We start from the raw sequence: 14,059 nt of genomic DNA on the forward strand, positions 1-14,059 counted from the left end.
CGCCGTGGGCTCGCGGCTGCAACAGGTGCGATATTGCCGCCCGCGCCTGATCGGAACATTATCGCAAAATGGATGGAACCAACATCAGCCGTCCCGTTTTAGGAGAAGCATGGACCCGGGATGCGGGCCGGCAATCGATCAACCAGCTCCCGGGCCTGCCAAACCTGCCTCAGGCAGCCAAATTCGGAGTGTGTAAAATGGCAACCCAGATCGTGATGGATCGTACCGGTGACACCCGCCATACATTCGACATCCATGATCGCGCAGAGGTCGAAAAGGCCGAGCGGCGTTTCAGGGATTTGACCGGCGCAGGATTTACGGCAGCGGTCCGATCGGGGCCCGGCGAGCAACGGGTTATCCGCTCCTTCGATCCGACGGCGGAGGAAACGCTGTTTTATCCACGTCTCGTTGGTGGCTGACGGCGGTGACCCAGCAGATCGTCCTGGCGATATGCTCGTTCGCCCTGGCTTTGCTTGGCACGTTGCTGCTTTCGGCACTTTCGCTGGTCGTGGCGCGATCCGGTTCCTGCAGCAGATCGTTCCGCTTCGAAACCGAGGCGCGAGCGCTGACCCTGTTGAAGGGCTGGCTCTCGCCGAAGCAGCGCGCCTGCTACGAGCGATTCCGGTATTTCGACGTCGTCGGCAGCGACACCGGGACGCGCTATCGGATACATCATGGCACCCAGACGAACATCGAGGAACTCAGCAGCACGGGCCACCACGTCTGCAAATGGTGCTTCGTTCCGGATGGCGACCTCGTTGCGGGCGATGTCATGCTGGCGCAGAAGATCGCCCTTGAAACCAACGAGCGCGGCGCGCTCGCCGTAGCCCATCGCTCGTTCGTTTCGTCGGGGTCGCGCAGGTTCTGACCGGATGGCGCCAACGCCCCTTTACCGGGGGCGCTGGCAACCTGCGTCAATTGGGCTTTTGCTGCAGGATCTTGCCTTCGATCTTCGGCAGCTCGGCCGTGGACGTGGATTTATCGGTGCCGGCGCGGCGGGCCAGTTCGACTGTCAGCCGCTCGGCTGCTTCCGGCTGCATCAGGCCCAGAATGTCCGACATCTTGCGCGGCGCGATCTGGGAGGCGATGTCGTAGAGTACGGACATTTCCAGCCGGTCGAACACCTTGGCGGCGTCCTTCGGCTTCATGCCCTCGTACATCGTGATGATGCCCTTGAAGCGGGCGGCGTCCTGCTCCGCCTTTTGCCCCGTCGCGGTGGAGATCTTTGCCTCGGTGGCCTTCATTTCCTCGACGCGGCCCTCGATGCGCTTCTCGGCAGATTTCAAAAGGCTTTCGCGAATTTCGATTTCACGCGCGCGCTGCTCCAGTTCCTGGCGCCGCGCCTGCAGCCGCTCCAGAATGGCGCGCTCCGACGCCGAAACCGATTGCGGGTTCTGGTCGGGAAACACCACGACGCCGTCGGGCTTCGGCGCGTCGGTGGCGGGAGCCGCCGGCTTCGGCGCCTCTTCCTTTTTCTCTTCCTTCTTGACCGAACCGGTGATGTCGACAGGATCGGGTTTGGCGCTGCTCGGATAACCCAGATTGTCCTGCGCCCACGAGCGCTTGGCCGGCTGGCTGACCTGATAGTCGAACACGTATCCGCCATCGATCACGAGGCCCGCGATCTTCAGCACTGCAAGGCCGAAGATCGCGACCAGCACGACCGGAATGACGCGGATGTCGCGAAACGACTTCATGCGGCGAGGCCACTGGCCCTTCTGCGTTCGGAGAATGCTTCAGCCGCCGCGGCAACCGCCTTGGCGGAAGAAACCTTGGGCGCTGCGGGTTCGACTTCCTGCGAGGGCCGCGCCGCGATCGCGATCTTGGACAGCCGGCGAATGACGCCGTCGCCTTCGGCGAGCATGTTCTTCAGGTGCCCCGCCATCTGCGTCGCCGCCGTAAGCTGGCTGCCGAGATTCTCGTTGACGTCGCGCACGGTGTGCTTGAGGCCGCCGATCGCCCGCTCGGCGATTTCGGTCGCGGTGATCAATTCCGCGATCGTGGCCTTCAGCGAGTGCTCGTCCGCCTTCAGCCGCTGCAGCCGCTTGTTGAGCAGCATGCAGTAGCCGATCGTGAGCATCAGCAGCACCGCCACCAGACTCTCGATTACAACGCCAAGGGAATGACTCATTGTGCCTCCATCAACTTGGTTTGTTCGTCGGCCTTCTCGAACATCGCGAAGGTGGTATTGGGCTTGCGCAACTGCTTGGTGACGCGAATGGCGACGCGGTCACCGACCCGGCCCATGCGCCCTTCGGTCAGCAGCACGTTGCCGCAGCGGACCTGCACCAGCGCTTCAGGGCGCATTTCCAGCGGCAAGGTATCGCCGACCTTGAGCTTCATCAGCTGCTTGAGCGGAATGTCGGCTTCGTACAGCACGGCATCGACAGATATCTCGGCCTGCGCCACTTCGGTCGCGAAATGCCCTTCCCAGATCGGATCGCGGCCGAACTTTTCGCCCATGAACATCTGGAGCAGAACCGGGCGGATCGGCTCGATGGTCGCGTAAGGCAGCAGCAATTCGATATTGCCGCCGCGGTCCTCCATGTCGATGCGCAGCCGCACCAGGATCGCGGCGTTGGCGGGCCTGGAGATCGCGGCGAAGCGCGGATTGGTTTCCAGCCGGTCGATCGAGAACGTCACCGGCGACAGCGGCCGGAACGCCTGCTCGGCGTCTGATAGCACCACCTCGACCAGCCGCTTGACCAGGTTGGTTTCGATCGTGGTATAGGGCCGGCCCTCGATGCGCAGCGAGGTCTGGCCGCGCCGGCCGCCGAGCAGCACGTCGATGATCGAATAGATCAGGCTGGAATCGACCGTCGCAAGGCCGAAATTTTCCCACTCCTCGGCCTTGAACACGCTGAGCACTGCCGGCAAGGGAATTGAATTCATGTAGTCGCCGAAGCGAACCGAGGTGATGCGGTCGAGCGAAACTTCGACGTTGTCCGAGGTGAAGTTGCGCAAGCTCGTGGTCATCAGCCGCACCAGGCGGTCGAACACGATTTCGAGCATCGGCAGACGCTCGTAGGACACCATCGCGGAATCGATGATGGCGCGAATGCCGGAATGGTCGTCGAGATTGACGTCGCCGACGGTGAAGCCGAGCAGATTGTCGATTTCTTCCTGCGACAGAACCCGTTCGCCGGAATTCTTGTTGCCGAACTCGCGGCCGCCATCCTCGACCATGGCCGCCCATTGCAGTGCCATGCTCTCGGAGAGTTCATTGGCTGCAGCTTCTTCCGCCGCCGCCGCGGGATCCTCGGAATCCAGGGAGGCTTCCCATTGCGCGGCAATGGCGTCCTGGTCCATCTGGTCTTGGTTGCCGGCCATGATGCTAGATCCGTCCCATCACTGCACGACGATTTCTTTGAACAGCACGGCGCTCACCTGTTGCGGCGCCACTGCGTTGTTGACCCGCTTGGTCAGCTCTTCCTTGAGGCGAAACAGCCCGGCCGAACCGTTGATGTCGGAGGGACGCAATTCGCGCAGGTAGGTCTGGAACAGGTCGGTAACGCGCGGCAGGTTCGGCTTGATCGCCTCGACCTGCTTCTCGTCCTTGATCTCGAGCACGACCTTGACGCGGAGATATTGCACCCGCTCGCCGGGAGCCCCGACCAGGTTGACCATCATATCGGGTACTTCGACAAAGGACGGCGGCTTCGGCGGCGCTTCGGCGTGCTTCTCCTCGCCATGGCCGCGCATCAGGAAGAACCAGCCCGCGCCGGCGCCGAGGATGGCAACGAACCCGGCGACCGCAATGATCAGCTTGAGCTTGCCCTTTTTCGACGACGCGGCTTCTGCGCCGTCCGCGCCTTCCGCCTGCTCGTTGTCAGCCATTGCCCCGCCCGCTTCGATTCCGAAAACGAACGCGGTTGCCACCAGCCTGGGTAAACGATGCCCCCACAACGCGAAACAAAAGCCGCCAGCGCACGCGCGCTCTCTACAGGTGCAACGCTAGGGTAATAATGGTTAACGGAACCTTTCCATTGGCGCCCAAGTAGGAAAAATCTGCCGGGCAAACATGGTCAACAAGACCTTTCTGCCGCCTGCGCCGCGCCCCGAAAAACGCCTAACCCCTTAAACAATCGGCACTTCCCGACTTGGCACGGCTTTCGCTGAGTAACTGGCGTGACCTGCCGGCTTGGGAGAGCCCAAAGGTTTACGACAGATCCGGACCGCGGGCTTGGGAGAGCCTGCTTCGGATCGATCAAGGGGAGAACCACCGATGGAGAATATGCTTCTCGTCGGACTTTCGCGGCAGATGACGCTGGAACGGCAGTTGGATGTCGTCGCCAACAACGTCGCCAACATCAACACGACCGGCTTCAAGGCCGACCGGTCGCTGTTCGAGGAATATCTGCGCTCGCCGGCGCATGAAGACAATTTCGTGCGCGCCGACCGCCGCGTCTCCTTCGTGCACGACCGCGCCACCTTCCACGATTTCGCACCCGGCCCCTCCGAGCAGACCAAGAACCCGCTCGACGTCGCGATCGACGGCAACGCCTTCCTGGTGGTGCAGACGGCCGCCGGCGAACGCTACACCCGCGACGGCGGCCTGCAGATCAACAATCAGGGCCAGCTCGTGACCGCGAGCGGCGATCCGGTGCTGGGTAACTCCGGCCCGATCGTGTTCCAGCCGACCGACAAGGCGATCAACATCGCAGCCGACGGCAATATCACTGTCCTCGAGGGCACCGGCCGCACTGACTCGGTCCGCGGCAAGCTGCGGCTGGTCAATTTTGCCGACGCGCAGAAGCTGGTGAAGGAAGGCGGCAACCTCTACTCCGCGGGTCAGGGCGTCGCCGCCCAGCCCGACACCACCTCGCGGGTCCGCCAGGGATTTATCGAGAAGTCGAACGTCAATTCCGTCCACGAAATGAGCCGGATGATCGAGATCACGCGCACCTACACGCAAATCTCGGCGATGCTGCAGCAGCAGCACGACCTGCACCGAACCGCAGTCGAGAAACTCGCCGACGTTCCGGCATAACGCTTAAGGAATAGATCGATGCGCGCCCTCTACACAGCAGCGACCGGCATGGCGGCACAGGAACTCAACGTTCAGGTGATCTCCAACAACATCGCCAACATGCGCACCACCGGCTACAAGAAACAGCGCGCGGCGTTTCAGGACCTGATCTACGACCACGTGCGCCGCGTCGGCGCGCAGGCTTCCGACCAGGGCACCATCCTGCCCGTCGGCGTCGACATCGGCGGCGGCGTCAAGACCGTCGGCACGCCGCGCCTGATGAGCCAGGGCACGCTGTCGCCGACCGGCAACGATCTGGACGTCGCGATCCGCGGCGAAGGCTTCTTCAAGATCCAGGTGCCCGACGGCACCTATGCCTATACCCGCGACGGCTCGTTCATGATGGACGCGCAGGGCCGCGTCGTCACCGCGCAGGGCAATCCGGTGCAGCCGACGATCACGATCCCGCAAAATTCCTCGCAGATCACCATCAACGCGCAGGGCCAGCTCACGGTAATGCTGCCGGGCTCGACCACACCGACTCTGGTCGGCCAGATCGGCCTGACGCGCTTCATCAACAAGGCCGGCCTCAACCCGATCGGCGACAATCTGTTCACGGACACGCCGGCCTCCGGCACGCCGCAGGATGGCATCGCCAACACCGATGGTTTTGGCGACATGCAGCAGGGCAATCTCGAACAGGCCAATGTCGAGGTGGTGACCGAAATCTCCGACCTGATCGCCGCCCAGCGCGCCTATGAGATGAACGCCAAGGTCGTCAGCGCGGCCGACCAGATGCTGCAATCCACCTCCAACATGTTCCGCTAAAGGACTGGTCATGATCGCCCGCGCCCTCCTCCTGGCCGCCGCCCTGATTGCCGCATCGAGCGCGGCCGCCGTCGCGCAGACCCGGGAAACCTTCGCGAACCGCAACGTGATCGCAGCGCCCGTGCTGCGCGCCAACGTGCAGGTGTCGGGCGATCTGGTGCGGATCGGCGACGTCATCGACAATGCCGGCAGCGCCGCGCAGATCGCGATCTACCGCGCGCCGGATTTGGGCACCACGGGCTCGCTGCCGGTCGCGCAGGTACTCAACACCCTTCGCGCCCATCAAGTGATCGGCGTCGATACCCGCGACCTCAAGGAAATTTCGGTTACGCGTCTGGCCCGCGCGCTCGAGGGCAAGGATATCGAGCTTCAGATCGCCCGCGCGCTGGAGCGCCGCAACGGTCTCGGCGATGCCGCCAATCTGTCGCTGACCTTCGACCGCGACCCCAGCGACGTCAGGCTGGACGCCGGCTTCACCGGCGCCATACAGGCGGCCATCGTGCGCTACGACAACCGCAACGGCCGCTTCGACGTCACCTTTGAAATCGGCAACGAGAACGGCGCCGCCGCGGCCAAGCTGCGTTTCACCGGCACGGCGATCGAGACCGTCGAAGCCGCGGTGCTGGCACGCAATGTCGAGCGCAATGAGATCCTGAAATCATCCGACGTGATGGTCGAGCGCCGTCCGAAAGCGGAAGTCGGCGCTGATGCCGCCACGCGCGACCGCTCGGTGGGCATGCAGGCCCGCCGCCAGCTCCGCGCCGGCCTGGCGATCCGCACCGCCGATCTCGTCAAGCCCGATCTGGTACAGCGCGACCAGAACGTCTTGTTGGTCTACGAGGCGCCCGGAATCCACCTCACCATGCGCGGCAAGGCGCTGGACAACGGAACCGAAGGCGACGTCGTCAACGTCATGAACGTGCAATCGAAGCGCACGCTGTCCGGCACCGTGATCGGCCGCGGCCAAGTCTCGATTAGTCCCGTCTCGATCCCGCCGGCGACGTCCCGCCCGCCGCAGACCAGCGATGCCACCTCCTCGCGCGGCGCGACACAACCCGCGCCCATTGCCGTAGCTACCGTCAGTTCGCCAGTCGCTCCAAAAGCCGAGTAATGTAAATGTCAGTCATCCGTCTCAACCGCATCATTCTCACGGGCGCCATGCTGTCGCTGGCCGCCTTGGCCAGCGGTTGTTCCTCGATCGACCGTCTGTCGCAGATCGGTGAAAAGCCGAAGCTGACGGAGATCGAAAACCCGACCACGCAGCCCGGCTACAAGCCGGTGCAGATGCCGATGCCGAAGCCGGAGCAGGCTTCCTACAATGCCAACTCGCTGTGGCGGAACGGCTCTCGCGCCTTCTTCAAGGATCAGCGCGCGGCGCGGATCGGCGATCTCCTGACGGTGACCGTCAACATCACCGACAAGGCCAATATCGCCAACGAGACCCAGCGCAGCCGCACCAGCAAGGAAGATTCCGGCGTTACCGACTTCATCGGGTCCAAGACGATCACGCAAGCCAACAAGATCCTGCCCGGCCGCATCCTGACCACGGACTCGACCTCCTCGAGCGATGGCAAGGGTTCGGTCACCCGCCAGGAAGCGTTGCAGACCAACGTCGCCGCCGTCGTGACGCAGGTGCTGCCGAACGGCAATCTCGTGGTCGAAGGCAAGCAGGAAATTCGCGTCAACTTCGAAATCCGCGAACTGATCGTCGCCGGCATCGTCCGTCCCGAGGACATCCAGAGCGACAACACCATCGATTCCTCGAAGATCGCGCAGGCCCGCATCGCGTATGGCGGCCGCGGCCAGATCACCGACGTGCAGCAACCCCGCTACGGCCAGCAGGTGATGGACGTGCTGCTGCCGTTCTGAGTTTCATCCGAGCTCCCACATCTCGTTGCGAACCTAGGCGCGACGGAGATGTTCTACGCGGCCTCCGTCAGCTCCCCTGGCGGAGGCCGTGGTCGTTTTTGAAGGGCACATCACGAAAGCAACGAATGCGACTGGCGCCGTCCGATTTCAGTTCGAACGACGACGCGCACGGCTCTTGTCGATGAGCTGGGCATTGGCGCTGAAGTTGCGATTCTCCGTGCAATAAGCCGTCCGGCCCGAAGCCGCGGCCCGGCACTGCGCGTTGGTCGTGAAGATACACTCGCCCGACCCGCCGGCAAAGTCGTCGCCCTGAATGCAATAAAGGTAATCCTTCGCAGAGGCCGCGTTAAGGCCGGTGAAGAAGACAATTGCCGATGTCACGAAGGCAAGAAATACTTTACGCATACGCATGTTTCCCTCCTACGCTGGTTCGACATGCGTTGCACCCAATCTCCGAAGCGTCGCGTGAGGCATTTCACATCGCGGGGGTCACTGTTAGGTGATCGAGCGATGTATCCGCGCGTGAAGCCGCGTCGCGCTTTCTTCGCCGGCCGTTGCCGTTACGCCGCGATCGGCAACTTCTTGCTCGTTCAAAACGTAACACAGGAACTTCGCTGTTGGCGCGACTAGATCCGCTCATTGCGGCGATGCGCAGCTCTCCCCCGCAGGAACGTTTCCTCTCGCCCTTTGTTTTCCGTCCTTCAATTCTGATTGGAGGAAACACCGATGTCTTTGGAAGCAAACGAAACCGGCAACCTGATCGGCAGCGACAAGGTCGAGGGAACGGCGGTCTACGGCGCCGATCACAACAAGATCGGCTCGATCGAGCGCGTCATGATCGACAAGAAGAGCGGCAGGGTGTCTTACGCCGTGCTCTCTTTCGGCGGCTTTCTCGGCATCGGCGACGACCATTATCCGCTGCCCTGGCAATCGCTGAAATACGATACCTCGCTCGGCGGCTACGTCACCGGCGTGACGGAAGCGCAGCTCCAGGGCGCACCGCATTACCGCAACGACAACACCTGGAACTGGAGCGACCCAACCAGGGCCCGCGCCGTCAACGACTATTACGGCGTCGCGATCTGATCGCGGTCATACCTTGACTTGCGAAGGGCCCGCCTCGATGGCGGGCCTTCTGCGAACGCGGGTGCGCTCGCCTATCGGCAGAGAACTATTCCTGCTGCATTGCGTTGGGGTCTGCGGGAGACGGAACAATGGGAAAATTCTTCTTGATCATTATCGCCATAAGCGTCGCCGTTCTGCTGGCGACGGGCGCGTATGTCATCAGCCTGTGACGGCGATGCGACTGCCAATAGCTTGACCAAAAGCGCCGGTCGCGGAACCGGGCCACCGGCACGTTGGTCATTTGCCTGTGTCGCGCGCTCAATCGCGTCGGCACGGACTATCGGTCTCCAAACCTCACTTTGACGAGGAACGCGCAGCGCGCGAGCATCGAGGACGCAGCCACCGTTGCCGCCGCGAGAGAAGCGAAGCGCTGCTTTCGCGTCTCCTCACCAAGGCCGCTGAAGAAGTCAGGCTTCAGCGCCTCTCGGGGGGAAGATTGCGCCGAAGCCTGACAAGGTTATCGCGTGTCTAGCGACACGATTGCATAATTTTCCCGATTAAGAATCGTTCCTTCCCGGAGGCCACTTCTTCCTGGCCCCGCCGTTCCCGCCTCCCTCGTAAGCCGGGTGCGCGAACGCACGCAAACGTGCCGCGCCCGGTCCCTGCAAGAGAGACATGCTGCGATCGTCACGGACGATGCGGTGGGCGCGGCAGCGTAGGCTGTGCAGTTTGTCGCAGGCGGTATTCGCCGAGCGCCCGAACGGCGCTCAAACGCCTTCGCCAAGACTTGGGTCCAGGAGATTTGGGTGCAGGAGACTTGGGTGCAGGACTTGGGTCAAGGACTCGGGTCGGCTGCACATGCCCGCCCGATACGATTGGTTAATGAAGCTGCGGGCTGCAAGATCAGGGCGTCCTGGTATCCGTTACTGGCGCCACGCAGGCGAAACCTCTTCGAGCCCGACCAGGTTTTCGATTAACCATGGCAAGGCGAATTCGTCGGCGACGAGAGCACGACTTAAGCCGTAAAAATCACCGCACGGGGGAGCGTCGGGTGATCCCGAGTACCCGTGGTGACTGGCGTGTGCCTGCTACCAATGGACACGGGCTGCGAGTGCCCGGCGGCCGGCCTTCCTGGCGCCCTCTTTCTTTTTTGAGGGAACCGGTTAGCATAACCTGGGTGAAGCGGGCCGCGGCAACGTGAGCAGCCAGTTGTCATTCGTCCGCGCAGGCAGGCGATCGAGTATTCCAGAGACAGCAGTGATGGACACGACAGGTCGCGGCGTACTGGATACCCCGCAAGTGCGGGGTATGACCATCTCTTATGCGGCAATGCTACTCCTCCTCGCGATCCTCATCCCGCTCTCGCCTGCGTTCGCCGAGCCGTGCAACAAGCCGGCAGCACGCTCCAAGATTGCCGAGACGCTCCCGCTCGCCTCGGAGCAGCGGCCGGTCAATATCACCTTCCGCACCCACGCCGATGGCGTGAAACTGTCCCTTGGCCTCAAATCGAAATATCCCGACGATATGACCATCATTCTGCAGCATGACTTCGAGCAGTTGAACATCAAGGACGACCGCTTCGAGGTCTTGCTGCGACTCATGGGGAATCGGGAACGACTCACCGTGCCCTTCAATGCCATCAAGGCATTCTGGGATAAATCCGATCTGAAGTGCTCCGACGGCTGATGCCTCACTCCGGTGTCGCGCGCCGGATCAGGGCGCAGAGCCCCGTCATGCGCGCGATCGGATGTTCGACGAACAGCCGGCAGGAAGCGAGCGCGCCCTTCAGCGTATCCGGCGGTGTGGCAGGTTTCAGTTGCGACGCGAGAACAGCGCCATGGGCATACCCAAGCGCGCGATTCGAAAGCGTCAGCGCATTCAGCCGGCCTTCCCGCTGCAGCGGTGCCAGCATGGTTCGGACCAGCGCCAGGTATGCCGGCCAATACGCCAGGTGCCGGTACATGCTCGCGATCAACTGCGGCTCGGTGTCTTCGCCGAACGCGTTCAATTCCTCAACCAGCGCAGCCACCTCCGGGTCCAACGCATCCATCGGGGGCAACTCCGGAATTTTGGCGCCGGACGGCTTTGGCGCGGTGCCGGCAGGCTTCACCGCATCCGCCGACCGCGATTCGTAATGCGCGAGGAGCGCGGACAACACGACGAGCGCCAGCGCGTTGGTATATTGATAGCTGTCGAGCACCTCACGAATGAGCGCGCGTTCGGTCTCGTCCACGCCGGCGGCAAGCAAGGTGTCGGTGGAGAAGCCGGGCCAATCCGGCAGCACAATCGTTTGCCTTACGGCTTCGGCATGCAATGGGGCGTCGCCGAGATAGAGCGGACGGACAGTGGACCACGTCCATTCCAGCGCGCCCGGCATGGTTGCGAGGTTGCGCCAGATCAGGTTGACCACGCTGGTGCCAAGAACTTTTCGAATGTCGGCATATATGTCGGCGATTTCACCTCTCGCTTCGGATTCGAGAACCGACGGAACGCTCTCCTGGCCTTGCATGAACTCTTCCCGGGATCCAGCACCGTAGCCCGGATGAGCGAAGCGATATCCGGGAACGAACTCGACACTGAGCCCGGATGTCGCTTCGCTCATCCGGGCTACAAGGCTAATCCACCCTATAATTTAAGCGAACGTCGCCGCCACCGTCCCCAACCCATCCAGCTCCATCTTCACGGCATCACCCGCATTGAGCCACACGGTTTTTACGAGACTGCCCGTGAGCACGATCTGCCCGGCATGCAGTCCCTTGCCCTCTTCGGCGAGATGATTGGCGAGCCAGGCCAGCGCGTTGTGGGGATGGCCGAGCACGTCGGCGCCGGTGCCGTTGCCGGCTTCCTTGCCGTTGACGATGGCGCGGCCCTTGACCGTGAGCAGGTCCGGCGCCTTGGTGCGCGCCACCGCCTTGCCGAGCACGCAGCCGGCGGCGAAGAAATCATCGGCAACGAGCGTCGGTGCGCCCATCGTCTCCCATTTGACGTAACGGTCGTCGACGATCTCGATCGCGGGGTGATAGGCCTCGATCGCCTCCATCATCCACTCTGCGGTGAACGGGGCTTCCGACGGCGCAAGATTGCGCGCCAGCCGCACCGCGATCTCGCATTCGACGCCGACACGGACATAGTCGCCGAAGCGCAGCCTGGCGCCGCTGTCGTGGACCCCCTTGGCAAACACGCCGCCGGCGCAGGGATGGGGGATGTCGAGATATTGCTGCATCACCGCGCTGGTGCAGCCGATCTTGTAGCCGACCAGGCTGCCTGTTTGCGGCAGCAGCAGGTCGTGGACCGCGCGTTGAATGCGATAGCCTTCCGCCTCATCGCCTGGCGCGAGCTCAACGGGAAGCGAGGCCAGCGGCGTGCGGTTGCGGCGGGCAGTAGCGATGGTCTGTGCGGCCGCGAGAATGTTGTCCATCAGCGGCGGCCTTCTCGTTTGCAGCCTGCAGCGCTGACCGCACGCGGTCACACATCAGGCATTGCCCTACTCGTCGCGATAAACCTTCTCGCGCTTCTCGTGACGTTCCTGCGCTTCCACCGACAGCGTTGCAATCGGACGGGCCTCCAGCCGCTTGAGCGAGATCGGCTCGCCGGTCTCCTCGCAATAGCCGTAGGTGTTGTCCTCGATGCGTTGCAGCGCGGCGTCGATCTTGGAGATCAATTTGCGCTGGCGGTCGCGGGCGCGCAGTTCGATGGCGCGATCGGTTTCGGAAGAGGCGCGATCAGCGAGATCCGGATGATTGACGTTCTCTTCCTGGAGCGTCTGCAGGGTGATCTTCGATTCCCTCAGGATCTCGTCCTTCCACGCCAGCAGCTTGGCGCGAAAATAGTCGCGCTGGCGGTCGTTCATGAAAGGCTCTTTTTCGGAGGGTCGATAATTCTTCAACTTTTCCAAGGTCAGCCCATCTTCACGTGCAAGGCGGGGCGGAAAATTGTCCGTCCGCGCGCGCCTTATATAGCGGCGGGTTGTGACAGACAATATAGACTGCCCCCTTGGGGGGGCCGCCCCCAAGACCTTGCACAGGCAAAACTATCGGGGCGGCCTGTCCTTTAGTAACCGACCGTGAAGCGCTGGCGGATATGGGCCGGGCGTTCGATCTCGTCGGCGAGTGCAACTGCGAAGTCCTCGAAGGAAATCGTGCTTTTGCCGTCGGCAGCGGTCAAAAGCTGGTCGGTCCCGAGGCGGAACTTGCCGGTTCGCTCCCCTGCCACAAACAGGGCCGAGGGGGACAGGAAGGTCCAGTTGAGTTCCTTCTCGGCCCGGAGCAGGTCGAGGAAGGCGGCGCCCTTCTCGGCTTCCGCCTTGTATGCCACGGGAAAGCCCGGGGTGGTGACCAGCCGGACGCCCGGGGCCACTTCGAGGCTGCCGGCGCCGCCGACGACAAGGTAGCGACCCACCTTCGATTCCTTGGCGGCCCCGATCAGCTTGACCGGGTCGCTGGCCAGAAAATGAACCGAGCTGATCGCGGCGTCGTGGCCGGCGAGCAGCCGGGCAAGGCCGGCCTGGTCCATGACGTCACCCTTGGTCGGCGTGACATTGGCTTGCGAGGCGATCTTTTCGGGATGGCGGGCGATGGCGGTCACGCTGTGGCCGCGGCGGGCGAGTTCGGCTGTGATGCGCGAACCGGCGTTGCCGGACGCGCCGATAACGGCGATTTTCATGGAGGGCTCCCTTGCGATACGCGAATGTGGTATCCAATAGTGACTAGATAGCGAAAAGGTTGTAAGTGTGAAGAGAGCACTTTTGGGTCACCTGATTACGCCGGAGTAACCGCCGTGAAAGCCGCCAATTCAAAAACCCCGAACGCCTATTCGGCCGATTGTCCGACGCGCCAGATCCTCGATCGCGTCGGCGACAAATGGGCGGTGTTAATCCTGCTTCTCGTGCGCGACGAGCCGATGCGTTTCAATGCGTTACGGCGCACCATTGAAGGCATCTCGCAGAAGATGCTGAGCCAGGTTCTCAAATCGCTTGAACGCGACGGGCTGATCCGGCGACGCGTGATCGCAACCGTCCCTGTCACGGTGGAGTATTCGATCACGCCGCTCGGCACGACGCTCGCCGGCGCGGTCGATCCGTTGCGGGAGTGGGCGGAGCAGAACCTGAAGGAGGTGTTGAACGCGCAGCGCCGTTACGACGCGGCGCGCAATTCGATAGCGGCGTGACTCAACCACCCCTGTCATGCCCCGCTTCAAGCGGGGCATCCAGTACGCCGCGGCCTCTCGGTCGAGCGCGAGCGCCGCTGGAATACTGGGCGGATTCAACCGGTCGTCGCAACACTTCATGTATGGCTCACTCGGAGAAATTCGTCGAGAGTTTCCGCTGGT

General features: G+C 62.7%; 18 protein-coding genes. 9 read left to right on the plus strand and 9 right to left on the minus strand.

Translation table 11 applies throughout. From position 1 onward, the window contains the following. Nucleotides 1–197: 197 nt before the first annotated feature. Together JQ624_RS25385 and JQ624_RS25390 are read left to right on the plus strand one after the other, a co-directional pair. Nucleotides 198–419 (plus strand): hypothetical protein, encoded by a 222-nt coding sequence (locus JQ624_RS25385; RefSeq protein ID WP_057840383.1) that lies wholly within the window; start codon nt 198–200, stop codon nt 417–419. Between the two features lie 5 nt (nt 420–424). Next, nucleotides 425–868 carry a hypothetical protein gene (locus JQ624_RS25390; RefSeq protein WP_409334371.1) on the plus strand — a complete coding sequence of 148 codons (444 nt, stop codon included), beginning with the start codon at nt 425–427 and terminating at the stop codon, nt 866–868. 46 nt (nt 869–914) lie between these two features. On the opposite strand, the gene JQ624_RS25395 is transcribed toward JQ624_RS25390, so the two are convergent. Genes JQ624_RS25395 through fliL form a run of 4 tightly spaced genes read right to left on the minus strand, consistent with a single transcriptional unit; the run spans nt 915 to nt 3,837 of the window. Further along, nucleotides 915–1,697, minus strand: a complete 783-nt coding sequence (locus JQ624_RS25395; protein WP_212421640.1) for a MotE family protein — start codon at nt 1,695–1,697, stop codon at nt 915–917. Next, nucleotides 1,694–2,131 carry a DUF6468 domain-containing protein gene (locus JQ624_RS25400; RefSeq protein WP_212421641.1) on the minus strand — a complete coding sequence of 146 codons (438 nt, stop codon included), beginning with the start codon at nt 2,129–2,131 and terminating at the stop codon, nt 1,694–1,696. The genes JQ624_RS25395 and JQ624_RS25400 overlap by 4 nt, the downstream gene beginning before the upstream one ends. After that, the gene (fliM, locus tag JQ624_RS25405; protein ID WP_212421642.1) at nt 2,128–3,330 is read right to left on the minus strand and encodes a flagellar motor switch protein FliM; all 1,203 of its coding nucleotides are present in this window, start codon (nt 3,328–3,330) and stop codon (nt 2,128–2,130) included. Before fliM ends, JQ624_RS25400 begins: the two co-directional genes overlap by 4 nt. 18 nt (nt 3,331–3,348) lie before the next feature. Beyond that, nucleotides 3,349–3,837 (minus strand): flagellar basal body-associated protein FliL, encoded by a 489-nt coding sequence (fliL, locus tag JQ624_RS25410; RefSeq protein WP_212421643.1) that lies wholly within the window; start codon nt 3,835–3,837, stop codon nt 3,349–3,351. Between the two features lie 388 nt (nt 3,838–4,225). On the opposite strand from fliL, the gene flgF reads away from it, so the two are divergent. Genes flgF through flgH form a run of 4 tightly spaced genes read left to right on the plus strand, consistent with a single transcriptional unit; the run spans nt 4,226 to nt 7,666 of the window. Next, nucleotides 4,226–4,990, plus strand: coding sequence for a flagellar basal-body rod protein FlgF (gene flgF, locus JQ624_RS25415; RefSeq protein ID WP_212421644.1), 765 nt, complete (start codon nt 4,226–4,228; stop codon nt 4,988–4,990). Between the two features lie 18 nt (nt 4,991–5,008). Further along, nucleotides 5,009–5,797, plus strand: a complete 789-nt coding sequence (gene flgG, locus JQ624_RS25420) for a flagellar basal-body rod protein FlgG (protein ID WP_212421645.1) — start codon at nt 5,009–5,011, stop codon at nt 5,795–5,797. A gap of 10 nt (nt 5,798–5,807) precedes the next feature. After that, nucleotides 5,808–6,908, plus strand: a complete 1,101-nt coding sequence (gene flgA, locus JQ624_RS25425; protein WP_212421646.1) for a flagellar basal body P-ring formation chaperone FlgA — start codon at nt 5,808–5,810, stop codon at nt 6,906–6,908. Nucleotides 6,909–6,913: 5 nt separating this feature from the next. Then, nucleotides 6,914–7,666 (plus strand): flagellar basal body L-ring protein FlgH, encoded by a 753-nt coding sequence (gene flgH / locus JQ624_RS25430; RefSeq protein WP_212421647.1) that lies wholly within the window; start codon nt 6,914–6,916, stop codon nt 7,664–7,666. Between the two features lie 147 nt (nt 7,667–7,813). Here flgH and JQ624_RS25435 read toward each other — a convergent pair whose 3' ends face one another. Then, on the minus strand, nt 7,814–8,077 hold the full coding sequence (locus tag JQ624_RS25435) for a DUF3551 domain-containing protein (protein ID WP_212421648.1): 264 nt from the start codon (nt 8,075–8,077) through the stop codon (nt 7,814–7,816). Nucleotides 8,078–8,392: 315 nt separating this feature from the next. Here JQ624_RS25435 and JQ624_RS25440 point away from each other — a divergent pair, with 315 nt between their 5' ends. Then, nucleotides 8,393–8,752, plus strand: a complete 360-nt coding sequence (locus JQ624_RS25440) for a PRC-barrel domain-containing protein (protein ID WP_212421649.1) — start codon at nt 8,393–8,395, stop codon at nt 8,750–8,752. Between the two features lie 1,239 nt (nt 8,753–9,991). Next, nucleotides 9,992–10,417 (plus strand): ClpXP protease specificity-enhancing factor SspB, encoded by a 426-nt coding sequence (locus JQ624_RS25445; protein WP_249130069.1) that lies wholly within the window; start codon nt 9,992–9,994, stop codon nt 10,415–10,417. Nucleotides 10,418–10,421: 4 nt separating this feature from the next. Here the strand turns inward: JQ624_RS25445 and JQ624_RS25450 are convergent, their stop codons facing one another. From JQ624_RS25450 to JQ624_RS25465, 4 genes are all read right to left on the minus strand, one after another. Beyond that, nucleotides 10,422–11,240 carry a hypothetical protein gene (locus JQ624_RS25450; RefSeq protein WP_212421651.1) on the minus strand — a complete coding sequence of 273 codons (819 nt, stop codon included), beginning with the start codon at nt 11,238–11,240 and terminating at the stop codon, nt 10,422–10,424. A gap of 123 nt (nt 11,241–11,363) precedes the next feature. Then, nucleotides 11,364–12,149 (minus strand): 2-keto-4-pentenoate hydratase, encoded by a 786-nt coding sequence (locus tag JQ624_RS25455; protein ID WP_212421652.1) that lies wholly within the window; start codon nt 12,147–12,149, stop codon nt 11,364–11,366. Between the two features lie 66 nt (nt 12,150–12,215). After that, nucleotides 12,216–12,581, minus strand: coding sequence for an RNA polymerase-binding protein DksA (gene dksA / locus JQ624_RS25460; RefSeq protein ID WP_092509290.1), 366 nt, complete (start codon nt 12,579–12,581; stop codon nt 12,216–12,218). 200 nt (nt 12,582–12,781) lie between these two features. Beyond that, nucleotides 12,782–13,393, minus strand: a complete 612-nt coding sequence (locus JQ624_RS25465; RefSeq protein WP_212421653.1) for an NAD(P)-dependent oxidoreductase — start codon at nt 13,391–13,393, stop codon at nt 12,782–12,784. Nucleotides 13,394–13,507: 114 nt separating this feature from the next. Between JQ624_RS25465 and JQ624_RS25470 the strand changes: the two genes are divergently transcribed. Further along, on the plus strand, nt 13,508–13,897 hold the full coding sequence (locus JQ624_RS25470; RefSeq protein WP_212421654.1) for a helix-turn-helix domain-containing protein: 390 nt from the start codon (nt 13,508–13,510) through the stop codon (nt 13,895–13,897). Nucleotides 13,898–14,059 lie beyond the last annotated feature (162 nt).

It is taken from the genome of Bradyrhizobium sp. AUGA SZCCT0283 (genome assembly GCF_018130385.1).
Lineage (GTDB): Bacteria > Pseudomonadota > Alphaproteobacteria > Rhizobiales > Xanthobacteraceae > Bradyrhizobium.

Coding starts and splice junctions, on each gene's coding strand:
- JQ624_RS25450 (WP_212421651.1), bottom strand. CDS start 11,240: ATGCAAGGCCAGGAGAGCGTTCCGTCGGTTCTCGAATCCGAAGCGAGA.
- flgH (WP_212421647.1), top strand. CDS start 6,914: ATGTCAGTCATCCGTCTCAACCGCATCATTCTCACGGGCGCCATGCTG.
- JQ624_RS25455 (WP_212421652.1), bottom strand. CDS start 12,149: ATGGACAACATTCTCGCGGCCGCACAGACCATCGCTACTGCCCGCCGC.
- JQ624_RS25395 (WP_212421640.1), bottom strand. CDS start 1,697: ATGAAGTCGTTTCGCGACATCCGCGTCATTCCGGTCGTGCTGGTCGCG.
- JQ624_RS25435 (WP_212421648.1), bottom strand. CDS start 8,077: ATGCGTATGCGTAAAGTATTTCTTGCCTTCGTGACATCGGCAATTGTC.
- JQ624_RS25385 (WP_057840383.1), top strand. CDS start 198: ATGGCAACCCAGATCGTGATGGATCGTACCGGTGACACCCGCCATACA.
- fliL (WP_212421643.1), bottom strand. CDS start 3,837: ATGGCTGACAACGAGCAGGCGGAAGGCGCGGACGGCGCAGAAGCCGCG.
- dksA (WP_092509290.1), bottom strand. CDS start 12,581: ATGAACGACCGCCAGCGCGACTATTTTCGCGCCAAGCTGCTGGCGTGG.
- JQ624_RS25440 (WP_212421649.1), top strand. CDS start 8,393: ATGTCTTTGGAAGCAAACGAAACCGGCAACCTGATCGGCAGCGACAAG.
- JQ624_RS25465 (WP_212421653.1), bottom strand. CDS start 13,393: ATGAAAATCGCCGTTATCGGCGCGTCCGGCAACGCCGGTTCGCGCATC.
- flgG (WP_212421645.1), top strand. CDS start 5,009: ATGCGCGCCCTCTACACAGCAGCGACCGGCATGGCGGCACAGGAACTC.
- JQ624_RS25445 (WP_249130069.1), top strand. CDS start 9,992: ATGGACACGACAGGTCGCGGCGTACTGGATACCCCGCAAGTGCGGGGT.
- flgF (WP_212421644.1), top strand. CDS start 4,226: ATGGAGAATATGCTTCTCGTCGGACTTTCGCGGCAGATGACGCTGGAA.
- JQ624_RS25400 (WP_212421641.1), bottom strand. CDS start 2,131: ATGAGTCATTCCCTTGGCGTTGTAATCGAGAGTCTGGTGGCGGTGCTG.
- flgA (WP_212421646.1), top strand. CDS start 5,808: ATGATCGCCCGCGCCCTCCTCCTGGCCGCCGCCCTGATTGCCGCATCG.
- fliM (WP_212421642.1), bottom strand. CDS start 3,330: ATGGCCGGCAACCAAGACCAGATGGACCAGGACGCCATTGCCGCGCAA.